This is a genomic window from Dyadobacter bucti, from assembly GCF_005869225.1.
GTDB classification, from domain to species: domain Bacteria; phylum Bacteroidota; class Bacteroidia; order Cytophagales; family Spirosomataceae; genus Dyadobacter; species Dyadobacter bucti.
This window is the reverse complement of record NZ_SWFP01000002.1, coordinates 1,202,567-1,226,949: the sequence shown is the minus strand read 5'-3', so window position 1 is coordinate 1,226,949 and position 24,383 is coordinate 1,202,567. Positions and strand designations below refer to the sequence as shown.

The window sequence follows — 24,383 nt, the reverse complement described above, 5'->3', positions numbered from 1 at the left end:
GATGCTCTGGCATAATTCTTATTGAAGGAGTCACTTTTTTTACTGAACACCTTATTTGAACATGACCATCAACTTACAAAAAAACCTGCTGTGTTTTTCCCACCTGAGGTGGGATTTCGTATTCCAGCGCCCGCAACATCTGATGACACGCTTCGCCGGAATCGCCAATGTGTATTTTATGGAAGAGCCTATTTTCGACTGCCCGGGGATACCGTATCTTACATTCGAAAAAAAGCTTGAAAAATTATGGGTTTGTGTGCCGCACCTGCCGGCGGGCGTCACCCCGGCAGAAGTTACCCAAATGACGAGAAGCCTTTTGAATTCGTTTTTTAAAGACCACGACTGCAACGACTTCATCTTTTGGTATTACACGCCCATGGCTTTTGAGTTTTCAAATTCATTTACGCCGAAAATGGTGGTGTACGACTGCATGGACGAGCTGTCTGCTTTCAAATTTGCGCCGCCGAGGATCAGGCATATCGAGCAGCAGCTGCTCCGGCAGGCGGACGTTGTCTTTACCGGCGGGGCCAGTCTTTACGAGGCTAAAAAGGCCAGTCACCATAACATTCATTCATTTCCGAGCAGTATCGATAAAGCACATTTCCAGGCAGCCAGGGCTGCCATGCCCGAGCCGGAGGACCAGGCTGGGATCAACGGTATAAAAATGGGTTTCTATGGAGTTATTGACGAGCGGTTTGACCACGAGCTGATACGTGAAATTTCAGCCACACGGCCTGACTGGCAGATTGTCCTGATCGGGCCGGTGGTGAAGATCGATCCTGAAATGTTGCCGCGTGCAGATAATATTCATTACCTGGGTTCCAAAAGCTATCACGAATTGCCTTCCTATCTTTCGGGCTGGGACCTGGCGCTGATCCCTTTTCTTCTCAACGAATCCACCCGTTTTATCAGCCCTACCAAAACGCCTGAATACCTGGCTGCCGGAAAGCCTGTGGTGTCCACTGCGATCCGGGATGTCGTTTTTCCGTACGGGGAAACGGGGCTGGTGAGCATAGGCGATGATGCTGAAACTTTTATCTCGGCTATCGAATATGAGCTGAAAAAAAATACAGACCGTCTGTGGCTTCATGCGGTGGATGCGTTTCTTTCTGATAAATCATGGGAGAATACCTTTGCCGCTATGGTGGAATTAATGGTGATGGCAGGACAGCGGGACAATTCAGTTGTTCTGGTCAGTGAATTGAAAAACGCCAGCTAGCCGCAAACGGTAATTTAAGAACATCATGGAAATAGGATTTAATACCTTCTGGATGGCCGGGTTTGAATGTACCGATCAGCTGAATGCAAGCGGGGACAGGGTTGATCTGCTCGGGATGACCGGTCATCTCGAGCTGGTCCGTGAAGACTATTCCCGGATTTGCTCCCTGGACATCCGAACAGTTCGCGAAGGCATCCGTTGGAGCGTTGTCGAGTACAAGCCTTATCATTATAACTTTGATTTTGTACTTGAAATGATGCAGGCGGCAAAGGAATACCAGGTGCAGCAGATCTGGGACATTTGCCATTTTGGATACCCTGCCGACCTCAGTCCGTTTCACCCGCATTTCACCCGGCGTTTTGTGTCGCTTTGCGAAGCTTTCGTAACTTTTTATATCAAACATAATCCAGGCGAGCTGCTGTATGTTACTCCCATCAACGAAGTAAGTTTCATCTCGTGGCTGGGAGGGGAGGTCGGCGCAACGGTACCTTACTGCACAAAAAACGGCTGGGAGCTAAAATACGCGCTCATGCGGGCGTACATCGAAGGGGCAAAGGCCATGAAGCGGATCAGCGGATCGGTAAGGATCGTTACCACCGAGCCGCTGGTGAATATGGTGCCTGGCCTGGAACCTACGGAAGAAGAACTGGCTGTGGCAGTTTTGGAAAATGAGCAGCAGTTCCAGGCTGTTGACATCCTTTGCGGGCGTATGTGCCCTGAGCTTGGCGGCAGCGAGGAACTGGTGGATGTTTTGGGCTTCAACTACTACTATAACAATCAGTGGATCATCGGGGGTTACGATTTTCTGGGGTGGAACGACCCCGTGGCTGATCCCAGGTGGCGGCCTCTGGCCGACCTGCTCGAAGCCGCTTACCGGCGTTACGACAAACCTGTGATTCTGGCGGAGACCAGCCATCCAAAGGAAGACCGGCCGCTCTGGATACAAATGATCGCCTCTGAGTGTGCGCAGCTTATCGAGCGGGATGTGCCGCTGCTGGGTGTCTGTATTTACCCAGTCATCGACAGGCCCGACTGGGACCACCCCGACGTCTGGCATCATTCAGGGATGTGGGACACGGATTTTTCTGGCAGGTACGGGAGGGTTTTGCACCAACCGTCGGCAATTGCACTTTTGGAGGGACAAAAACTGATCGACCGGCAACTTGCATATAGAAAGGCAACCCGGCAAGATCTTCACAAGGTTCGTTTATTCTGACAAGAAGCCAGCCGCTGGCATGTCTTTTTATACCATAGTTGACCAAAAAAGTAAAAAACCAGATTCATCAAACTTAAAACTGAATAATTATGAAAAAGCCAATAACATTTTCCCTTGCTGTCATGTTGTGTGCGGCATCGGTTTCTTACGGACAAAGTACAACCGGTTCCGTTGACCTGCCGGCAGGTCAGAATAAGCAGGGCCAGACAACCGGGACAGCGGATCAAAACAAACCACGGGCGCCCAGGCGGGTGATCAGGACAAGACCGGCCAGAACGATGACCGGCAGGCTACTCCGGCGAACCCACGTCCGGGCGGGCAGGAAAATCTGGGTGAAGATGGCGTAAAATCGAGTACCCGCCCAGGTGGAGCTACAAACGGGAACGCAAATTATTCTGACCGACCCGGATCAGGGGATTCCGAATCAATACTGAACTCTAAGGAGGCGATCGAAAGGCGTAACAAAAACCTTACCGAATCGGATACAACCCTTAAAAAAGGCAGCGGCTCCGCTCCCAGGAACATGAAGAACAAAACCGGGAAAACTAACAATTACGAGAACCAGGCGACAAAGCGTAGTCAAGGCCGTCCTTAGGTCATAGGCTGACGTCAGTTAGGGCGTGTCGTTGGAATAGGAGTATAAACACTTCAAATCCTGCGACACGCCTTAAATATAGTTTCCCGTTTTCAATTCATGTAACCTGCCCGAAAAATACCGCTTAATCCTGGGAAGTAAAGGCCGCTGATGCAAGACGATTGTAATCGACCCAATAGCGGCAGACCGTCGCCAGCAGTTTTTTAAGTTCTTCAAAATCGACTGGTTTGATGAAGAACGAATTTGCGCCTGCCTGATAGCACTTGTTGATATCATCCTGATGGGCGGAACCGCTGAGCATGATGATCGGGATAGCTTTCCATTCGGTAAATGTATTCGAGGGTGTCTGCCGGATCAGTTTCAGGAGCTCAATACCATCTATCGTATACATTTTCAGATCCAGTATGATCAGTGCCGGACGCCTGCCTGTGTACTCATCATCCGACTGCAGAACCATATATTGATATAACTCCCGGGCACCCTGAAATGACCTGATGTTATATTCTGGTAAAAAGTGATTGAAGATACTCCTTACGAGTTGGCGGAAATCCGAAGAATCTTCAACAAGATAAATTTCTTTTTGCATACTTCATTATAATTCAATTTCTATTCGGAATTTGTTCCATAAGAAAACGGATACGGACGAGCGTCCCTTTTTCCGGTTTGCTTTCTATATCCATTGACGCTTTCATTAGTTCGCAAAGCTTTTTGACTATAAACAAACCCAGCCCTTCGCTTTCTTTGACCGCGTCTGACTTTGCGAGTGGTTTTTCATCAAAGAGGGGAGTGTCCTGATGACTGGCAGTTGTTGACAATGCCGGCTTCAGTTGCTCAGCAAGCAGAGCGGCCGGACTATTCGTGGAAAACCCTGGCCCCGTATCCTGAACGCTTAACGTCCAACGTAACGAATTTTCCATGCCCCAGCTCACGTAGACACCTCCTTTCCGCGTGTATTTGAGGGCGTTGTGCAGCAGGTTGATGAGAACGCGCTGTACCTTTACGTAGTCGCTTGTTACTTCGAGCGTATCGGGGCCGGTTCCCAGAAGTTCCAGACCGTAGTGTTCTGCAAGCGGTTGTGCGACCTTCAACGCGTCCCTGATGAGTGCGGCAACGTCAAATTTTTGGATCTCCAACGTATCTTGGCCTGCTTCAATCCGCGCATAGTCAGTGAGTTGTAAAAGCATTTCCTGAATAGAAGACAGGTTACGGTTGAGCATTGCTATCAGGTCTGCACGCTCTTTTTCGGTTGCCGGCATTTCGAGCAGTTTGGAGGCCGCCATCAAAATGCCGAAGCCTGCACGGATATCATGCGAACTCTGCCGAAGATGCTCATTTCTTTGCTGGCCCAATCGCTGTAGCTGATTCAAAGCGAACTCAATGCTGTTGGCCCGCTCTGCCGCACTATTTTGTATCCGTTCATGATAGGATAACACACTCCCGCGATTGGCATGCCCGTAAATTTCAAACACCTGCTTGTAAACAAACTGAAATGCTCCCGCGTCATTCCAGCCGTTTTTTTCGGTAAAGGCTTCTATTTCCCTCAGGATAATATTGAAAAGGTGCTCGGTCTCCATGATCAGCTCAGGAAGAGAATATCCCGACTGCCAGCGGTGAAACCCATGCTCGTTTGCGACGACTCGCGGATCGGTGGGTGTTTTTTCGCCAGCCAGCCTGCGGAATAGTACATCGATGAGCAAGGGCATCTGGTCGTTAAACTCCTCGCGTGAAAAACTCGCCTTGCTGGTCATTCGCTCATCCGTAGCACACACCATCCGCCAGTTGGTCAATATAGTTTCCAGGCGGGCCCGGAGATACGCAACCAGATTGTTTGTTGACTGCTGGAAAGACGTTTTGTTTTTTGACATTGGTCAGGTAATATTGTTACATTACATTTGAAACACATTAATATTGTTCCAGAATTGGTTTAGACCACATTTTCAGTTATCACTAACTTTTAATTTCAGTATGTTTTTATTGCAGGGGGGAGAAATCATATGAGAGACACCACTACTATTTTTATTGTGGATGATGATGAAGACGACCGGATGTTTATTCGTGAAGCACTGCAGAATGTGATTTCCAATGTCAGGATCATTGAGTGTGCGGACGCAATCGAACTATTCGGAAATGTCTCAAATTATGGTGTCGGGCCTGGGCCAAGCCTGATTTTGCTTGACATGAATATGCCCAAAATAGACGGACTGGAAGCGATTTCAATGATACGTTCCAATGAGGATTTTTCACACATTCCGGTCATTATGCTTTCCACAGCTTCCCACTCGGAGCAAATCAAGGCGGCATATCTGCATGGAATAAATGCCTACATCACGAAGCCAGCGCTCGTCCAGGGCTATATGGAAATTGCCGAAGCGATCAATACATGCTTTTTGAACAATTTCACATTCTCAGAGGAACATGCTGGAATGACGGGAAGAAGGAAGGCGAATGTGTTGCTGATCGAAGATAACATTGATGAAAAGACGCTGATCGTACTGGGCCTGACGGCCGTCTCCCCGAATATCAATGTCATCGGCATCCACGACGAAGACAGTACACTGGGATATTTGTCTGAAAAATTAATGTTGCCCGGCTCAACGCCGCAGCTGATTGTGCTGGACCTTTATCTGCCCGCCAGGCAGAACGGTCTGAATTTGCTCGACCAAATAAAAACCCTTCTGATTAAGACAGACCGTCCCGCTGTGCCCGTGATCATAGTGAGTCACTCCAGCGCGGCAGACGACATTACCGAATGTTACCGGCAGCGTGCCAATGCTTATGTTGTAAAGTCTTTGGACATGCGTTCATGGGTACAGTATTTTTCACGCTTGTGTAATTTTTGGATGAATACGGTAAGCCTGCCACACGTCGCCTGACCACTTGTGGACTGCTAGCTTTCCTGGTGGAAATGGCATAATTTTTTAGATATCGTTCATTGCTTTTAATGCTGCAGGGCAAAAAATTAAGAGTGATTTTGTTATCTTTTCAGTAACCAGGCATGCAAACGATCAATTTATTTTCTGAGTACGATTCTGCGACCTTGTTTGATAAGATCCAACGGGAGGCAGCAAGGGAGATAAACCAGTGGCCGGAAACTTATTTTGCGGCCGGTCATTTAGAGGATTATCTGAACGCGCTCAAGGACCGCTTTTATCCGCGGCTTCCGGAAATTGACCTGCATAACGGTATCGAGCTGATGAAGGAAAAAGTCTGCCTCCTTTCCGACTTACAGCCCGGTGCAAAACCAGGTGTTCACGTGCGGGTAAATGTATTGGTCTACGAATATTCTTTCAAGGGTGAGCTTTATTTACTTGGCTGCCACCCGTCGCAACTTGTACCTGAATCGGCAGGGGTATGTTTTGTCGATCGTGCCAAACATGTCATTGTCATCGAATATACCGGTTTTGATAAAAGCCCCCGGCAGATCATCAACGTTCACAGGGAATATCTGTCAGCGCTTACAGCATGTTATGCGGCGCTCAAAATCGAGTTTGAAGCATTTGAAAATACATTTTCCGCTTTTCTTGGTTCGGCTGCCGAATCGAGAAGCAAGGAAATTGACCACAGGCGCAGACTTCTTTCGACCATGCAGCTGATGCGCTGAAAATTATCATTTAGACTGTTTACTTCTACTGCCAAGCAGCGACTCCAGATGCAGCAGTACAGTAGCATAATCGGGATCGGACGTCCAGTCTATGGTGATGTGGAGTTCTTTATTTAACGGCCCCCAGCGCTCTGGTTCGCCGTCCATGCTGATCACTATGCTCGGCGTTTCCGTTGCCGCTGCAATATGCGATACCCCGGTGCAGTTGCTGATCAGCAGATCAGCTTCGGCGATCAGCTGCGCAATTTCACCCAGGCCCGTTTTTCCTGTCAAATCGATAGCCGGGTAATCCATCAGCCCTATGACCTCGGCAGTAATGGCAGCCTCTGCTGCGGTTCCCGTCACGACAATCCGGTAGCCCAAACCCGCGCACTGATCGGCCAGGCGTGCAAAGTGCGACGGTGGCCACTGACGCCACGCACCACGCGAGCCGGGATGGATGCAGATATACGGCGACTCCGGGAGAAACCGGAGCTGCGAGCGGAGCCTCTGAATTTCCTCACCCAAAACCGGGAATTCGAGGGCGGTGCCCTGGCTGGGAATACCGAGGTGCTCCATCAGTTGTAAATGCCGTAATATCTCCGAAATACCCGACGGATACTGTAAAAATGCATCCGGACAGCGATAATTTCCTTCACTGTGAAAGCCGGCCACCGGACTTTCGGAAAGGTTTTCAAGCATGTCGTTGACAATGTTGCCGTTTCCCTGCATCTGCAGAATAAGGTCGAACTGCTCATCCCGCATCTGTGCAGCGAAATGCTGGTATGCGATTGGGTCAACTGCCTGCTCCGGCAGACCCGGAAATCCCGGGAAATGAATAAACCGGTCGAAGTAGGCCGGGAACCTGGTGCAGAGCGATTCCGCCCAGGGCAGCCCCAGTAAGGTAATCTCCGCATCGGGATAAGCTGCCCGCAAAGCACGCACAGCCGGGATCGCACATAGCATATCGCCCAGTTGCAACGCCCTGAAAACGGCGATTTTACGGGTTGTTTGAAGTGGGAATTTCATAGGAAAAATACTTTATAGCGCCACGCCCCGCGAACGGTCCAATAGACGGACAGGTACGGAATAAGCAGGGACGTGATGACCATTTCCAGCCGGTGCGAGAGTGATTTGTCAGTGCCCCGGACACGTAGCGCAATAAACGACGCAGTGGCGACAAGCCAGACAATGCCCGCAAGGCCAAACAGCAGATCAGCCCCGAAAAACAGTGCGGCGAGTGCAGCAACACTGGAAAGTATGATCACATAGTAACGCCAGACAGGAGCGGGATCGATCTTTTCCCTGTAAAAATGAGGGTATTTTTTAAACAACAAAGCATTGAACATGCTCTTTCGCTGGTCGCTGATACTGATGCCCCAGAACGCCTTGCGCACAGGGTGACATATTAACGCCCCGTCCACCCGCACAATGGGAATATGCCTTTCGAGTAACTTAAAATGCAGGTCTGAATCCTCCCGCCAGGCAGTTGGGAAATCCTCGTCGAATCCGCCCGTCAGTTCCAGCGTTGACCGCGTGCACGCACAATTGGCGGTAATGAATTCAGCAGTAGCGAGGTGCGCCACATTTTTTTCGTAGTCAGTCGGGCGGTCCGGAACAGGTACTGCCACCTTGCCTGTCAAAGCAATCTCCGGGTGATTACTACGCTGAAAGGCTGTCCAGTATTCTTCCAGCCATCTTGTGGAAGGAATGCAGTCGTCGTCCGTAAATACTATCAGTTCTCCCGAACTTTTGCGCCAGCCCATATTGCGCGCAGCAGCCGGTCCGCGGCGGGCGGGCTGGGTGTGTAACGTGAGAAATAGGTCGGGGTGCTGCTTTTGGAGCTCCGGAAACAATGCTTCTGTTTCAGTATCCCGACCATCGGATACGACGATCACCTCAAAAAGTCGCTTTGGATAACTCTGGGCCAGAATCGCTTCGAGACATTTTCGCAGGAGATCAGGGCGGCGGTAAGTCGGGATAACTACGCTGATATTTACCAAAGCCATTATTTCTCAAGAATAAAAGAGTTGATAATCAATGCATCAAATGGGGATGTCCAGAAACATTCGATCGCATCTCTGGGCGAGCAGACGATCGGTTCGCCCCGCGTATTAAATGACGTATTGACAAGTACCGGCACATTGGTAATTTGCTTGAATTCTTTGATCAGATCGTAATAGGCCGGATGCTGGTTGCGGTTAATAGTTTGCACACGCGCCGTGCCGTCCGTGTGCGTTACGGCGGGTATTCTGTCCGCTTTTTCCTGTTTTACGGGATATACAAAAAGCATAAAAGGCGACACCTTCGCGTCTTCAAACCAATCGGCGGCATCTTCTTCCAGCACGACCGGAGCGACGGGACGAAAATCCTCCCGGTCCTTGATATCATTCAGCCTGGCCTGCATTTCCGGATGGATGGGCGAAGCAAGGATCGACCGGGAACCCAGCGAGCGCGGGCCGAACTCCATTCTGCCCTGGTACCAGGCCACGACTTTGTTCTGCGCCAGGATTTCGGCGGTTTGTTTTGCTACATTATTAAGTCGTTTGTACGGAGTTTTGGCCCAGATCATAAATTGTTCAATTTCCTCATCCGTATACTCAGGCCCCCAATACACATGTTCCATTTCGGCAGTGTATTTGTTGGTGCTGTCCGTCGCATTTACCTGTACATCAATCCATTGCGCTGCTCCGAGTGCAGTGCCTGCGTCGCCTGCGGCGGGTTGTATCCAAACGTTTTTAAATGGGCCCTGGTCCCGGATCACGGCATTCATCACGCAGTTCAGTGCGACGCCGCCTGCCATGCAGAGGTTTTCAGCCTGTGTCTGTCCGTAAAGCCAGTTGACCAGTTTCAGAACGGTTTCTTCCAGGGCCTTTTGAAGGGAATGCGCTATGTCGAAATGCAGTGGCCCGAAAACATCATCCTTTTTACGGCCCGGTCCCCACCATTCCGCAGGGTCGAATTCGTCGATCGTATACTGGCCGTCGTCGCCTACGTGGATAACCGAGCGGAAATCTTCGAGGTACAGCGGCTTTCCGTAGGAAGCCAGCGCCATTACTTTATATTCGTCGGACGAATGCAGGAAACCAAGATAGGTTGTGATCTTTTCATATAACATACCCAGGGAATGGGGCATGTCTACCGTCGCGATTGACGTCAATGTATTATTGTCCCCCATAAAATAGCCGGTGGTGGCTTTCTCTCCGCGTCCATCCAGCGTCAGTACGGCGGCATTTGTAAACGGCGATGGGAAAAACGCACTGGCGGCATGGGCGATGTGGTGATTGACGTACACCCATTTTTCGGCTATGTCGTCCACATCCGAAAATCTTTTTTGCAAATGGTGCGGGTATCCGTCGCGGAGCTGCTCGGGAGCTTTACGGATATAATTTAAAAAAACCGTATCCCAGTCTTTGTACGTGCTTGTTTCCACCAGCGTGTCTGCATCGTCGTACGATGCATCTTCGTAAACAGACGCCTCATTTACGCCTTCCGGATCAAACGAATATGCGATCCGGTCAACATCTTTGAGGGTTATGCCTGCGGTTTTGAGGCAATAGTCTATCGCATGAAAGGGCAGTTCCCAGGTTGAGAACGGCAGAGGGCGTTTGCCGTGCTTGATGTGTGTAAATCTTTCTTCTTCGGCGGCGGCGATGATCTTGCCGTCCTTTACAAGCGCAGCGGCGGTGTCGTGAAAAGCTGCATTAATTCCCAGGATGTACATAGTGACTTAGTTTAAAACGCAGGCTGCCTGGCACAACTTCCATGCCAATCGCAATCCGGGACACATTGGGATTACTTAAAATGGGATAAGAAGCGTCTCGCGCATATCCCTTAAAGGCGGGTGCCGGATGTTAATTTTTTTTATTAAAACTGGGTACGGGCCAAAATCAGGTCTTGCCGGCTCAACATGGGGATATTCTTCCATGCATAAGAAAACGGCTGATGAAACTAAAAGTCTTTTTCAGAGTCGTGAGCCCCGATTTTGCCAGTGATCCTCATAAACTCCTCAGAACCAGGGAAGCGTTTCCCGACGATTGGCACTATTTTTTACCAGAGGCGCGTCTGTTCCAAGCAAACGCATCAACGATATGAATAAAATTACTACCGGAAAAGACCGGCTTAAAATTTTCACCTGGCATATCCACGGCAGCTATCTGTACTATCTTTCACAAGGCGACTACGACATTTACATCCCGGTGAATGAGGAAAAAACCGAAGGATATTACGGCCGGGGAGCGACATTTCCCTTTGGCGGCAATGTCATTGAAGTCCCGGCGGCCGAAGTAAGGAACATGGATTTCGATTGTATCCTGTTCCAGTCGGAACGCAACTATCTGACCGACCGGCACGAGGTACTGGCCGACTGGCAGCAACAGCTGCCCAGCGTCTACGTGGAGCACAATACCCCCGAGCGCCATCCTACCAATACCCGCCACGTCGTGACGGACCCGGCAGTGACGCTGGTGCATGTGACCCATTTTAACAAACTCATGTGGGACAATAACGGGCTGCCGCACGTACGCGTGATTGAACACGGCGTGAGCATTCCGGAGGTTACTTACAAGGGCGACATTCCGAGAGGTATTGTGGTGATCAACCACATTCAGCAACGGGGCCGGATTACGGGCTGGGACGTATTTGAGGAAGTCCGGAAATATGTTCCGCTGGATCTTGTCGGGATGGGCACTTCCGGATCGGGCGGGCTGGGAGAGGTGCTTAATCCGCAGCTGCCCGAATTTACCAGTCGCTACCGCTTTTTCTTCAATCCGATCCGCTACACGAGCTTTGGCCTGGCGGTATGTGAAGCCATGATGGCCGGTATGCCGGTGGTTGCCCTGGCTACAACCGAATATGCCACCGTGATCAAAGACGGAATTTCAGGCTTCATCGATACCAATATTGAAAAACTGGTCGACAGCATGAACAAGCTCATAACAGATCCTACGCTTGCGAGACAGGTTGGAGAGGGCGGGAGGCAGCTGGCCCTTGAAAAATTCAATATAGCCAGGTTTACAGAGGATTGGAAAAACCTTTTCCACCAGATCATTCAAATTAATTTCCACAACCATGAAAAGGAAAATAGCATTCATCAGTGAACACGCTTCGCCTCTGGCAGTATTGGGCGGCGTGGACAGTGGTGGCCAAAATGTATATGTTGCGGAGATCTGCAAGTCGCTCGCCAGACTGGGCTATGCCATTGATATTTTCACAAGAAAAGATACGCCGGAGCTTACACAGATTGTCAACTGGCTGCCCGGTATCAGGGTCATAAACGTAGCCGCAGGCCCCGCAGCAAATCTTCCTAAAGAGTGTTTGCTGGCGCACATGGATGAATTTGCGGCAAGTATGCTGGCATTTATCGGAGACTCCGGAATAAGGTATGATCTGATCCACGCCAATTTTTTTATGTCAGGCCTGGTCGCGTCGAATATCAAAAAGCTGTTGAAAATACCTTATGTGATTACTTTTCATGCTCTGGGGAAGATCAGGATGATCCACCAGAAGGAGCAGGACGCCTTCCCGCCGGCCAGGCTGGATATTGAGCAGATGATCGTAGGTGACGCTGATCATATCATTGCCGAGTGTCCTCAGGATCAGCAGGATCTGATGGAGTATTATGGCGCCGACCCGTCAAAAATCACCGTCATACCATGCGGTTTCAGTTCCCGGGAGTTTTATCCGCATCCCAAACAACACGCACGTGCCAGGCTCGGGCTTCCGGACGACGATCTGCTCTTGCTGCAACTGGGCAGGATCGTTCCTCGCAAAGGGATCGATAATGTCATTCGCTCGCTGCGCTATCTCAGAGACATTCCGCGGATCAAGCTGCTGGTGGTGGGCGGACCTGCCGATAAACCAGATTTTGAACATGATACGGAGTTTATAAGGCTCCGTTCGGTTGCAGAAGAGGCGGGTGTCGCCATGTCGGTGGAATTTACCGGACGGCGTGACCGGGAGCAGCTCAAATTTTATTATCAGGCGGCTGATTTTTTTATCTCAACGCCCTGGTACGAACCGTTTGGCATAACCCCGCTCGAAGCAATGGCATGCGGCACACCGGTGATCGGGTCGGACGTCGGAGGGATCAAATATACTGTGAAGGACGGAGAGACTGGTTTTCTTGTCCCGCCACATGACCCCCAGGCCCTGGCAGCCGCGATCAGACAAGGTATTGCATGCCCGGAAAAATACGGGATGCTTTGCAGCAATGCGATCAGGAGGGTCAACCAGTTTTTCACCTGGGAATTTGTTGCCAGTGAAGCCGACCGCCTTTACGCCAAGGTTACAGCAGAGAAATACCTGCAACCAGCGTATTTGCTGAAGCTGAAAAGGAAAAATACGATACGTTTGAAATACAGCCAGTCAAATGCCACGGTATATGCTAGAAATTGACAAACAGCTTGATAAGGTTGTGTTTCTCGATAAGGACGGCACGCTCATAAGGGACGTGCCGTACAATGTCGATCCCGCGCAGGTAACCTTTGAGACGGATGTTTTTGAGGGGCTGAGAACCTTGCAGGGTGACGGTTACAAACTCGTTATCGTTTCCAACCAGCCTGGCATTTCCATGGGGCTTTTTTCCGGGAGTGAGCTGGATGTGCTGATACGGTATTTCGAAGATCAGTTTGTTGCAAACGGGGTATTGCTCTCAGGCTTCTACTATTGCCCGCACCTGCCTGCTTCTGAAACGAATGCATGTGAATGCCGCAAGCCGGAGCCGGGAATGCTTTTCAGGGCTGCGCAAGAGCTGCATATTGACCTCGGCGCATCCTGGATGATCGGTGATATCCTTCATGATGTGGAAGCCGGCAACCGGGCTGGCTGTCAGACAATTCTGATCAACAATGGCAATGAAACCGAGTGGGCCGGGGGGCCATACCGGACTCCCGTTTATACTACCCGCGAGTTTCTGGATGCAACCGACTACATTACTTCCCGAACCCTGGCCCGTGATAGCTGAACATTACTCCAATATATTGTGTGTCAGAGCCGATAATATGGGTGATGTCATCATGTCCTCACCCGCGTTCAGGGCGTTGAAAGAGACGTTTGGCTGCCGGATCACTTTGCTTACCTCGAGTGCTGGTTCGCTGATAGCGCCCTATTTGGAATGCGTTGATGATGTTATCGTTGCAGATTTACCGTGGGTCAGGACAAGCGGGGAAAGTGCCGGGGCATTGATGTCTCTGGTGGAAGATATCAGAAGCAGGAATTTTGAGGCGGCGGTCATCTTTACTGTTTACAGCCAGAGTTCGTTACCGGCGGCAATGTTGCTTTCAATGGCAGGTGTGCCAGTACGCGTTGCCTACGCGCGGGAAAACCCGTACGATCTGATCAACCGCTGGATACCGGACAGGGAACCCTATGACCATATTTTGCACCAGGTTCGTCGCGATCTCGACCTCGTTTTCAGTCTGGGCGCGCGTCCAGCCGACGAGCGGTTAAAGCTTCGGATCAAAGATGGTGACCAGGAAAATGTTCAGGACGAGCTCGGTCGGCTCGGTGTCGATCCGCGTACTCCGTACATCATCCTGCATCCCGGTGTTTCGGAGGTAAAGCGGGAGTACCCTGCTGATCTCTGGATCGCCGCCGGCAAACTGCTTGCTCAAAAATACCGATTGCCGTTGCTGGTAACAGGTTCGACGAGCGAAAGTGACCTTGCCGGACGCATCGCAGACGGGATCGGGCAGGGCGCATTGGCAGTAGCCGGTAACTTCAGTATCGGAGAATTCATTTGCCTGATCGATCATGCCAGCTGTGTGGTTTCGGTTAATACCGCGACCATTCATATTGCAGCCGCCAGGCAAACACCGGCGGTGGTTTTGTACGCCCAAACCAATCCTCAGCACACTCCCTGGCAAAGTCCGCATCAGATACTCCCCTTTTCGGTCCCTGCGGGATTAAAAAGTTCCAACACGATTATCGGCTATGTAAACGGGAAACTTTATCAAGGCAAAGTACCCTATCCCCATCCGAAACAGGTCTTGCTGGCGGTCGGAAAATGGATTGCTCATCTTTCTGATCGTCTTTTTCGGGAAACTTACGGGTAGATATCTGCGATCGCTGGCATTTTGTGTCGGAAACCCAGACTGAATCGATAAAATTTCCATATTTTCAATGATAATAGGTTGAAAGTATGGAAATTATGGGTCTGTTCACATGTTGTTCAAATTCCTGACGATACGCCGCTTTCCAACTGCTTTACCTTATGAGAAAACCTGTCATTCGAATGTTGACGATACCTGTAGTAACCATGGTGCTGCTGGTTTTAAACCTTGAATATGCTGCAGCCCAGGTAGGGGACGGCAAAGTAAGCGTTTCGCTCCAGAAAAGGGTGGAATCGGACCTGGACAAGGGGGCGTGGGTGCTGCTCAACAGCAAAGAGGAGTGGAAAGCTGCGGAAACGGCTATTATTATATGCGACATGTGGGACCGGCACTGGTGTATCGAGGCCACCAACCGCGTGGCGGAAATGGCACCGCGTTTGGACGCTGTCGTCAAGATCGCCCGTGACAAGGGAATGCTGATTGTACATGCTCCCAGCAGCACCATGAAATTTTACGAAAATCATCCGGGACGGAAGCTTGCCCAAAAACACAAGGATAAGAATGTCGCGAAAAAGATCAGCGAGGTTTTCCTGGAAAGCGAATCGGCGGCAAAATGGCCGTTTGAAATCTCCAATGGCGGCTGTACACCTTCACCGGGAGACGCACGTGAAAATGAAGAGGTCTGGACCAGGCAAATCAGTACGATCGGGATTTCGGAAGGTGACTCTATTTCCGATTCGGGCATTGAGATCGGGAGTTTGTTTGTCAGAAAAGGTATAAAAAATGTTATCCTCACCGGCGTGCATACCAACATGTGCGTGATCGGGCGAAGCTTTGGACTGAGGAACATGAAACGGCTTGGCATGAATGTGGTCCTAATGCGCGACATGACCGATACGATGTACGACCCGGCTTCCGAACCCCGGGTGTCGCATTTTACCGGTAACAGCCTGATGAGCGAATACATCGAAAAATATGTCTGCCCAACGATGGTTTCCTCCGATCTTACCCTCAAGAAACAGTTCCGGTTTGGTGACGATAAAAGACCTGTAGTGGCTTTTATCATGGCCGAAGGGGAATACCGGGCCGACCAGCGTCTTCCTGAATTTGCCCATGAACTTTTGCTGAAAAAGAATGTAAACTGCGAATTCGCCGTCGGGGAACCGGTTATGGAGGGTGCGCACAACATCGAAAATCTTCAGATATTGGAGGACGCTGACCTCGCAGTGGTTTTTGCCCGTCGCAGGGCGTTGGAGCCTGAGAAAATGGCGGCTCTCAAACAGTATGTGGAGAGCGGAAAACCGGTTCTGGGCATCAGAACAGCCAGCCATGCCTTCGATCCAAAGGGAATTGCCCCCGGCGAAACTTCCCTGGCCGGCTGGCCGGAATTTGACAAGGAGGTCCTGGGCGGGAATTACCAGGGGCATCATGGCCACGTCGGACAAGGTACAGTGGTTGTCCCGGTGCCCGGAATGGAAAAAAGCATGCTTCTGAAAGGTGTTAATCCCAAGGGTTTTACCAGCCCGAACTGGCTTTATAAAAACCGCCCGCTAAGATCCGAAAATGCACAAGTCCTTCTTCTGGGGACAATTTCCGGCCAGCCGGCGGAGCCTGTATTTTGGGTAAATAAAAATAAGTACGGAAAGGCTGTCTATACCTCTCTCGGACATTGGGGCGACTGGGAAATTGAGAGCTTCAAAAACATCATGTTCAATTCGGTAGATTATCTGCTGAACCGTTTGGATCAGGAATAGGAAATATCAAGTCACCAGTAGTAAATTGTAGAACTCGTCTTTTCTCCTGACTAACCATTTTTGTTATTTACATTCTCAGGTTACTGAGTATGTAAGTATGTGAAAGGAAGCCAACGCTATATACAAGCATATTTTCAACATGTATATGGCTCTTGCTTTAAGTATCTCTGACTATGACGATGAAATACCTTCTTTTTCTGATAATTATGTTTCTCGTCGGTTGTAAAGAACAGGAGCTGGATATGAAAATCCCTTATTCCGGTGACAAGCTCGTCTTATGGGGCAAACTTCAGGCAAATTCCCCGGTCAGAATACAAGTGACAAAAACCTTTAACCCTGTCGGAAAAATTCCGGCCGATGTCACCGTTAACAATGCTACCGTTGTGTTGTATAAAAACGGGAAAGCATATTTAACGCTTCTGCATTCCGGGAAAGAGGCAGGGTTTTATACATCCGACAGCCTGATACAGGCGGGTGCAGCTTATTTCGTGCAGGTATCGGCACCTTCTTTACCCACTGCCGAGTCGGCTCCTGTCACCGTCCCTTTGGAATTACCTGGTATGACTGCGATAAGAACACGTGATGTTGTTGGTCAAATGAATCATCAAACCCCACAAGATCTGATCAGTTTATATTTCACAAAAGAGGACGCCCTGATGGACCGGCACTTTAGCATCAAACTGACAAGTTACTACGCGAACGATACAATTTCCAGCTATCCCTATGCTTCGGCGGACAATATACCTGCCAGCGAAGAGGATTGCCATACCTGGGGAATAGAAGTAGAGAAACCCAAATACAATAACATTGTAAAGGCCTATATTTATCCTCAAAGCCGTGTTTTTTTAATGTCGAATCAATGTTTGCCTGCACCTGCCATTCCACTGAAGTTTTATGTGGAAATTGGATCCGGTTACAACTATACTAACCGCGCCTTGAAAGTAACTGCACGCGTTGGCGTCATTTCGAAAGATTTTTTTGAGCATTCGAAAATAGAAAGTAAGCAACCTGAGGGTGTTGATCATCTGGTACTTCCTCCGCAGAAGGCATTGACCAATGTCAAAAATGGCTACGGACTTATTTTTGCCTCCAACGAAAAGACCATAGACCTGCCATGACCCAGCCATGGACCTTTGTATTTGCTGTGTTGTTTACTTTAATCGGGCAGCGTACCTTTTCTCAAAAACTGACGATAAGCGGGACGGTACGTGATGCTATGAGCGGAGAATTGCTTATCGGGGCTTCTGTGGGCGACAGCATTTCGGGGACCGGCGTGCATACCAATGCATATGGCTTTTTTAGCATTGAAGTGCCCTCACCGGATCATTATCTCAAAGTCGGCTATGTCGGTTATCTGCCGGTGTACCTGAAAAACCTTTCAAAGCTTAGTTTTCCGTTGGAGATAAAATTGTCCCAGGCCAATAACCTGAATGAGATATATGTCAGGGAAAACAAAGTCCTGGGTTCTCCAATCGGGAGTTTGTCAATTCCTATCGAGAGAATTAAAGCGATGCCGGCGTTACTCGGCGAAGTCGATGTTTTAAAAGCATTAAGCTTCACACCTGGTGTTTCCACTGGGACCGAAGGAAGTGCAGGCTTATATATTCGGGGTGGAACTCCGGACCAAAACCTGATCCTGCTTGATGAAGTACCTGTTTACAATGTGATGCATCTGGGCGGATTTTTTTCGGTTTTCAATCCAAATTCTTTAAAATCGGTGGATCTCTATAAGGGGGCATTCCCTGCCCGGTACGGCGGAAGACTTGCATCTGTCATCGATCTTACCATGAAAGATGGGAATAACCAGAAATTTGGCGGAGAGGTCGGACTGGGCCTGCTCAACCAGAAACTTACACTGGAGGGGCCCATTATTAAAAACAAGGCTTCGTTCATCATCTCCGGAAGGGTTTCTACATTGGGGCTTACTTCCTTGCTCAGTTTACGCAAGAGGCCCGGCTCCGGCACAGGAGAGGACCGTGTTTATCGTTTTTATGACCTGAACGCAAAATTTAATTATCAGATCAATAAAACGGATCAGGTGTATGCCAGTATTTACAATGGCTATGACCGATTCAAATATGCAGAATGGAATACCAATAATGGAAAAGAGACGGAATCAGCCGTTGGGAACAATTGGGGCAATACCACGGCAACGGTTAGATACAACAAGGTTTTTTCTCAAAAACTTTTCGCAAGATTTGCCCTGCTCTATTCGAAATATACCAGTGAATTCACTAATAACGTCGAAGATAAAGATGTAAATGAACAATCTAGTTTTTATCGCAATACCAATGCAGGTGTAACCGATTGGGGAGGTAAAATTCAGTTTGATTATTTTCCTGCGAATCAGTTGAGTGTAAAATTCGGTCTGGACGCTACACGGCATTCCTTCAGTCCGTTTGTTACAAAAAGCAACTATAATGGTTTGTTTGATAATACCAAAGAAGGGCAGCTTCCTGCATATCAGCTGGAGTTTTATGTTGACGGGGATATTGCTCTAACTCCACAGATCCGGCTTAATACCGGCTTACGTTATAGTCTTTACAAAGTCAGTGGCCGTGCATTCTATAACCCCGAACCGCGACTGGGAATAAACTGGTCCCTTCCGGGCAACTGGTCGCTGAAAGCAGGTTACTCTGTGATGAATCAATACCTTCATCTGCTTACCAACAACGGCTTTGGATTTGGTTATGACGCATGGCTACCCTCTACGGACAAGGTGGCTCCGTCAAGGGCCGATCAATTATCGGTAGGATTATACAAAACTTTTCCCGTCTCAGGCTGGGAGTTGTCTCTCGAGGTATATACCAAAAGGATGAAAAACCTCATAGACTATCCTGATGGCACTAATTTTACCGGACTGCTTGCCGATTCCTGGGATGCTATTGTTATAAAAAATGGTATCGGACGGGGAAAAGGTATGGAATTGATGATCGGTAAAAATATGGGCAGATTCAAAGGGTCTTTTGCTTACACCTTGTCCAAATCTGAAAGGAAATTTGCAGGAATAAATGAGGACAGCTGGTATCCGATGAAATACGACAGAAGGCACAATCTGTCGCTGACAGCCGGATATATGATCGGCAAAAAATGGACCCTCAATACCACTTTTGTTTATCAAACGGGACATACCGTCACATTGCCCGAGGCTGCCGTACTTACCGGGAATGGTTCTGCCCCAAAGTTTATATACAATAACCGGAATAATGGAAGAATGCCCAGCTTCCACAGACTGGATATTGGTGCAGTCAGATCTTTAACCACCGCCCGTAAACGCAAAGCTGAGCTAAGCATAGGATTGTACAATGCCTATAACAGAAATAACCCATTATATCTTGATCTGAAGATCCAGCGGAGTAACAGTGATTTCAAGCCAACAGAAATTGGAATAAAGCAGGTTTCATTTCTTCCGGTGTTACCTTATATAGGCTATACATTGAAATTCTAGCAACATGATCTAATAAATGCAAAAAAGAAACCTACTTTCATTTTTATCTAATTCAATGTTTTCCATGAAACAGGTAGCCTATACACTCATTGTTTGCTTTTTTATCCTCGTATTACATGGCCATTTGCATGCACAGGGAGATTTGGCAAAGAGTACCCCAACAGACCTTTCTGACAGACCATCCCGTAAAGAGTTGAAAAAAGGCAGCTTCACTTTGGCCCTGAATGCTTCTACATCTGGTACCAATGGTTTTCAACATTCTGGTAGGAACTGGTCGCTGACACCCCAAGCAGGCTATTTGGTGGCTCATCATTTGGTGGTCGGGCTCCAGTTATCGATGGGCAAAGGATCCCAGACACTTAAGTCAGGTACGCCGGCGTCTGTTGCGATTCCTGAATATGAGTTCTATTCGGCTCTTCCTGAAATTTATTCCCGCTATTACCTTTTAAGATTCAGGTTGAAACCATTTGTGCAGCTCTCTTCCGGATATAATTTTCAATGGGGTAAGGAGTACACGGACGGTGTAAAAGCTTCAGTCAATTCTCGAAATTTTGCTTTATCCGGTGCATTTGGCTTGCATTTTCGCATCAGCAGGCATATTGGTTTAGATGCGCTTTACAATACCCGTTTCGATAACAATTCCGGAATCATTGATTCCAATGAAATCCTTAAATACCGGCTGGGTCTTTCGGTATTTATTAAGTAGGTTAAAAAGCCCTTGAAATATTGCATTTGCAAACAATTTCCGGCACGCCTAACTCGATGAATATCTTGCATTTGCGCTTCGACCGCTGCCGGTAGAATTTCGCAAATGCTTTGTCGAAGGCGACCTAAATCAAAAAATCCCGGCTGCTGTACGGCCGGGATTTTTTGATAATTTTATTGAAATAAGCCGGAGCTTAGAAGCTGTACCTCAGCCCGATCTGTACCTGGTAAGGGTTACCCGAAGGTGTAACCACACCAGCTGTGTTCACACGGTATACAAACTCGTTCTTTGTTCTGTCGAACGCAGGTACCGCAGCTTGTCCGTTTGCGGCAGGGATACCCAATGCGTAGAGCGCTTGTGTACCGAGCGACTTGTTGCGGCCCCATTCCTTGTTTAAGAAGTTGGCAAAGTTGAAAATGTCGGCGGAGACCTCAATGGCGTGCGTACCGGCGATCCTGATGCGTTTTGATGCGCGAATGTCGAATACGCCGTAGAAAGCATTGGTACCCCCGTTTCTTTCAGCGATCTTGCCTGAGTTCTTCGTGATGTAATCTTTAATGCTTTGACTTGCATCCGGGTTGTCTAAGATAGCCTGAAGACCTTTTCTTACGTTTTCAGGTACGTTCGGGTCGTTTCTGTCGAAGACGAACGCGAGGTCGTTCTGTCCGGCTACGAAATCGCCATTCGTGTTACCGCCTGAGAGCAGGGTGTAACGTGTTCCACCGATCCCCGAGTAGCGAACCCCCACGCTGATGCCCCAGAAGCTTGGTGCCGATCCATAGAATACTACTTTGTTACGGAATTGGTTGTCGGAATACGACATCAGGCTCAGGTTACGAGGATCGTCTCTGACGGGCAGGGAAAGCGTTGCACTGTTGGCCACGTTACCGTTGAATGACGTATTATCCTTCACATCGTTGTAAGTATAGCTCAAAGTGATCTCTCCGTCGCGGAAGTATTGGTACTTCACGTCAGCCACAAAAGAGAAAGAGTTGACCTTGCCTTCACTGTTCAATTCCAGTACGCGACCGAATTGTGTGGCTTTCCGTCCTTTCAGCCAGTCACCCGCACCATTCGTTGGCATATCGTCGCCTCCCGGCACGAAAACGCCGCGGTTGCCCTCATTTGCCAGTCGGAAGAACGGCTGGTCAACCATGTTCCTGTCCACATACATATAATTGTTGCGCCCCAGGGTCATGTAACCTGCGACGCCTACTTTCAGTTTGTCGGTCAGGTATTTGTTGTAGGAAATGTTGGCCTTGTACATAATAGGCACGCGCGCATCTGAACCGTTGGTGTTGATCGTCGGCACTTGGAATTGAGCCAGCGTCGGAATGCTGTTGTAGTTGGCGCGGTATGCTGCAAAGTCCGGGGCAGGGATGTTCGGGCTTCGTACATCGACGGTAGCAAGGTGCTTTCCGTCAAATGTAAGGTTGTTGATCACTATATAGTTGTTGATGTCTGACGCAAACACACCACCGCCGAGACGGAAAATGTCGGTGTGCTTGTCATTCACATCCCAGGTGAACTGAACACGGGGCTGCACTACGAATGACTTGATCTTGTTGTCGGTGCGGATTTGCAATGCGTCGTACAGAGTCTGGTTCAGAGGAGAGCTAGGATAATGCGCGTAATCGAGGCGCAGGCCGGCAACGACATCCAGACCGGTTGCCAGTGTAGTTTTCAGCTGACCATAAATGCCTGCGTTCCAGATCGTCCCTTTTACCGACCAGTCGTCCATCAGAGGCACTTCGCGGTAGTAGCGGTAAGGTTTCAGTTCATTGAACTGGTCGAGGGCAGTTTTACCTGCAGCAGCGTCCACATTGTAGTGGAAACGACCGTTTACTTCCGATCCGTAAGTCGAATGCGAACGGGTCATCATGATGTCCGCACCGAAAGTATATTCTACCTTGTCGGTGTTATAATACAGGTTATCAACCAATTGAAGCACATTGTTGGTAAAACGCTCCTGCGCGAAACGGTGGCCTCCCATCTGAATATTGGTAGAACGTGAGTTGCCGTCGCTCAATACAGAGTTGACGTTCTCCACGATCGCCCTCGGGATGTTGGCAGAAGGCAGCTGGTCGCCGGGGGCACTTTTTTGTTTGACAAACAAATGCTGCACTTTCAGCTCGTTGGTAACTTTCGAATTGAGTGTCGAACGGAGCGATGCGAGCAGGCTGTTATCCTGGTTAAAGTCGTTTCCGTAAGACTCGTAGGCGTTGATCGTCGTGTTGTCCGCCAGGCCCAGCTTGTTGCGGTCGTTGGTGTAGTTGTTTCGGATCGTCAGAAGGTTCCTGTTGTTCAATTGCCAGTCGAGACGGAGAAATGCCGCGTCCGAACCACGTTTTTTGTCGAATGTTCCAAACTGCGGCGTATTATCCATGCCGTATTTGCTGCGGCCGATCTCTACAAACCTATCGAGCGTAGTGCGGGTTACATTGAAACGGTTTTCGTCAACCGGGCTGAGAATGTCGGCGATGATCAATGGGCGGCTGTCCTGCTGATGGTCCCATGCTACGAAGAAATGCAGCTTGTCTTTCAGTATCGGACCGCCCAGAGAAAAGCCGAACTGGTTGGTAGCGAATTTGTTATTGATCTTATTGCCGCGAATATCATACGGGCTCGATAACCAGTCGGCGCGTGTAGTTAAATGCGCTGCCGCTGAGCTGGTTGGTACCCGATTTCGTTACCGCACTGATCGTACCGCCGCCACTGCGCCCGTAAGTGACGTCGTACTGGTTTGTTACCACCTGAAACTCGCGTACAGCCTCGATGGAAATTGAGTAGGGAGCGCCGCTCCGGCTTGTCGTGGCACCGGCGGAAGTAGGGTTTTTTGCATTCATCCCGTCGATGGTGTAACCTGTTGAAGAGCCCAGCTGACCGGAAATGTTGCCTCCCCGGCTCAACGGTGAAAGGTCCATCAATGACGTAAAGTTCCGTCCGTTTACAGGCAGACGGGTGATGTCCCGGGCCGAAATGGCTGTGGAAGCACCCAGGTTTTCTATTTTGTTCTTGATACCCGACGCTACAACACTTACTACTTCGAGTGTCTGGCCGGCTTCTTTCATTTTCATTTTAACCTTGATCGCATCGCCCTGGTGAAGCAGATAGCCCGTGAGTTTCTGTTCTCCGAAACCTACGTAAGAGGCTGTAACCGTATACGGGCCGCCCAGCGGGAGCTCTTTGAATGCATATTCGCCTTTTGCGTTGGTAACACTCCCGGTTGTAAAGCCTGTCGATTCGTTCTTGACCTGGACCGTTGCGTCGGCCAGTTCCGCGTTTTGGTCATCGGTTACGGTTCCGGAAATCGATGCCTGCGTAGTTTGTGCCCTGACAATTATGATGTTGCCAAAGCAAAAAAGCAATGTCAGGTAAATAGGAAGTAAAAATCTCTTATTCATGAGCATGTTGATATTTGAAAAACTTTCGCAAAAAAAGAGGATCTACCCATCTAAGATGTTATCAAGATGTTACCAAGATGTTATATAATTGGAAAGCGGAGGTAACATTCGATTTTGAGCAAATAGTAAAGGGGGCAATGATAGCTATGCCTGCCCGGATAGATCCTGCACCCGGCAGCCAGGCCCGGAGCCCTGCCGTCGACTGGTTGTGCCTTAAACCGGATCCCGGATATATGCAATAGCTTGTTTAAGCTATTGACGGTGCGCTGCATGAAGTGTTAGTTTTGTTGAATCAGGACTAACTCAGCGTATTGTATGAAAAACACCTTTACATACCCCATTCTCTTTTACACCTCCTCTTTTGCCCTCGGTCGGAGGGGTATTGGCTCCGCACCAGCATGCGCCATCTC

The 24,383-nt window shown here is 49.2% G+C and carries 20 protein-coding genes; 13 read left to right on the top strand and 7 right to left on the bottom strand.

What is annotated here, in order from left to right:
* Nucleotides 1-61: 61 nt before the first annotated feature.
* The 3 genes from FBF61_RS09860 (at nt 62) to FBF61_RS09850 (ending at nt 2,782) form a co-directional block, all read left to right on the top strand.
* Nucleotides 62-1,219: a glycosyltransferase family 1 protein gene (locus FBF61_RS09860; protein ID WP_138477018.1), complete on the top strand. Its 1,158-nt coding sequence runs from the start codon at nt 62-64 to the stop codon at nt 1,217-1,219.
* Between the two features lie 25 nt (nt 1,220-1,244).
* Complete coding sequence (locus tag FBF61_RS09855; protein ID WP_229214987.1) at nt 1,245-2,435, top strand: amine oxidase; 1,191 nt, start codon at nt 1,245-1,247, stop codon at nt 2,433-2,435.
* A gap of 89 nt (nt 2,436-2,524) precedes the next feature.
* A complete protein-coding gene (locus FBF61_RS09850) occupies nt 2,525-2,782 on the top strand; it encodes a hypothetical protein (protein WP_138477017.1) in 258 nt (85 codons plus the stop codon).
* Between the two features lie 372 nt (nt 2,783-3,154).
* Here FBF61_RS09850 and FBF61_RS09845 read toward each other — a convergent pair whose 3' ends face one another.
* Both FBF61_RS09845 and FBF61_RS09840 read right to left on the bottom strand, forming a co-directional pair.
* Nucleotides 3,155-3,616 carry a response regulator gene (locus FBF61_RS09845; protein WP_138477016.1) on the bottom strand — a complete coding sequence of 154 codons (462 nt, stop codon included), beginning with the start codon at nt 3,614-3,616 and terminating at the stop codon, nt 3,155-3,157.
* 13 nt (nt 3,617-3,629) lie between these two features.
* Complete coding sequence (locus FBF61_RS09840; protein ID WP_138477015.1) at nt 3,630-4,895, bottom strand: sensor histidine kinase; 1,266 nt, start codon at nt 4,893-4,895, stop codon at nt 3,630-3,632.
* 129 nt (nt 4,896-5,024) lie between these two features.
* Between FBF61_RS09840 and FBF61_RS09835 the strand changes: the two genes are divergently transcribed.
* Together FBF61_RS09835 and FBF61_RS09830 are read left to right on the top strand one after the other, a co-directional pair.
* Nucleotides 5,025-5,903, top strand: coding sequence for a response regulator (locus FBF61_RS09835; RefSeq protein WP_138477014.1), 879 nt, complete (start codon nt 5,025-5,027; stop codon nt 5,901-5,903).
* 122 nt (nt 5,904-6,025) lie between these two features.
* Entirely contained in the window at nt 6,026-6,631 is a 606-nt protein-coding gene (locus FBF61_RS09830; RefSeq protein ID WP_138477013.1) for a hypothetical protein, read from the top strand.
* 6 nt (nt 6,632-6,637) lie between these two features.
* On the opposite strand, the gene FBF61_RS09825 is transcribed toward FBF61_RS09830, so the two are convergent.
* From FBF61_RS09825 to FBF61_RS09815, 3 genes are read right to left on the bottom strand one after another with little or no spacing between them, the layout of a single operon-like run.
* The gene (locus tag FBF61_RS09825) at nt 6,638-7,639 is read right to left on the bottom strand and encodes a glycosyltransferase family 9 protein (RefSeq protein ID WP_138477012.1); all 1,002 of its coding nucleotides are present in this window, start codon (nt 7,637-7,639) and stop codon (nt 6,638-6,640) included.
* The gene (locus FBF61_RS09820) at nt 7,636-8,619 is read right to left on the bottom strand and encodes a glycosyltransferase family 2 protein (protein ID WP_229214986.1); all 984 of its coding nucleotides are present in this window, start codon (nt 8,617-8,619) and stop codon (nt 7,636-7,638) included. Before FBF61_RS09820 ends, FBF61_RS09825 begins: the two co-directional genes overlap by 4 nt.
* Nucleotides 8,619-10,334: a carbamoyltransferase family protein gene (locus FBF61_RS09815; protein ID WP_138477010.1), complete on the bottom strand. Its 1,716-nt coding sequence runs from the start codon at nt 10,332-10,334 to the stop codon at nt 8,619-8,621. Before FBF61_RS09815 ends, FBF61_RS09820 begins: the two co-directional genes overlap by 1 nt.
* 367 nt (nt 10,335-10,701) lie before the next feature.
* On the opposite strand from FBF61_RS09815, the gene FBF61_RS09810 reads away from it, so the two are divergent.
* The 8 genes from FBF61_RS09810 to FBF61_RS09775 all read left to right on the top strand — a co-directional run bounded on the left by FBF61_RS09810 (nt 10,702) and on the right by FBF61_RS09775 (nt 20,569).
* Nucleotides 10,702-11,709 (top strand): glycosyltransferase, encoded by a 1,008-nt coding sequence (locus FBF61_RS09810; protein WP_138477009.1) that lies wholly within the window; start codon nt 10,702-10,704, stop codon nt 11,707-11,709.
* Nucleotides 11,681-13,006: a glycosyltransferase gene (locus FBF61_RS09805; protein ID WP_138477008.1), complete on the top strand. Its 1,326-nt coding sequence runs from the start codon at nt 11,681-11,683 to the stop codon at nt 13,004-13,006. The genes FBF61_RS09810 and FBF61_RS09805 overlap by 29 nt, the downstream gene beginning before the upstream one ends.
* Entirely contained in the window at nt 12,993-13,574 is a 582-nt protein-coding gene (locus FBF61_RS09800; protein WP_138477007.1) for a D-glycero-alpha-D-manno-heptose-1,7-bisphosphate 7-phosphatase, read from the top strand. The genes FBF61_RS09805 and FBF61_RS09800 overlap by 14 nt, the downstream gene beginning before the upstream one ends.
* A gap of 52 nt (nt 13,575-13,626) precedes the next feature.
* Nucleotides 13,627-14,664, top strand: coding sequence for a glycosyltransferase family 9 protein (locus tag FBF61_RS09795; protein ID WP_166444488.1), 1,038 nt, complete (start codon nt 13,627-13,629; stop codon nt 14,662-14,664).
* A 179-nt stretch (nt 14,665-14,843) separates the two neighbouring features.
* Nucleotides 14,844-16,415 (top strand): ThuA domain-containing protein, encoded by a 1,572-nt coding sequence (locus FBF61_RS09790; protein WP_166444487.1) that lies wholly within the window; start codon nt 14,844-14,846, stop codon nt 16,413-16,415.
* 242 nt (nt 16,416-16,657) lie between these two features.
* On the top strand, nt 16,658-17,533 hold the full coding sequence (locus tag FBF61_RS09785; protein WP_229214985.1) for a DUF4249 domain-containing protein: 876 nt from the start codon (nt 16,658-16,660) through the stop codon (nt 17,531-17,533).
* Nucleotides 17,530-19,863 (top strand): TonB-dependent receptor, encoded by a 2,334-nt coding sequence (locus FBF61_RS09780; RefSeq protein ID WP_138477003.1) that lies wholly within the window; start codon nt 17,530-17,532, stop codon nt 19,861-19,863. Before FBF61_RS09785 ends, FBF61_RS09780 begins: the two co-directional genes overlap by 4 nt.
* 64 nt (nt 19,864-19,927) lie before the next feature.
* Nucleotides 19,928-20,569 (top strand): outer membrane beta-barrel protein, encoded by a 642-nt coding sequence (locus FBF61_RS09775; protein WP_166444485.1) that lies wholly within the window; start codon nt 19,928-19,930, stop codon nt 20,567-20,569.
* A 193-nt stretch (nt 20,570-20,762) separates the two neighbouring features.
* On the opposite strand, the gene FBF61_RS09770 is transcribed toward FBF61_RS09775, so the two are convergent.
* A complete protein-coding gene (locus FBF61_RS09770) occupies nt 20,763-23,057 on the bottom strand; it encodes a TonB-dependent receptor (RefSeq protein ID WP_510185889.1) in 2,295 nt (764 codons plus the stop codon).
* Between the two features lie 127 nt (nt 23,058-23,184).
* Nucleotides 23,185-23,973 (bottom strand): carboxypeptidase-like regulatory domain-containing protein, encoded by a 789-nt coding sequence (locus tag FBF61_RS35795; RefSeq protein WP_510185888.1) that lies wholly within the window; start codon nt 23,971-23,973, stop codon nt 23,185-23,187.
* Nucleotides 23,974-24,383 lie beyond the last annotated feature (410 nt).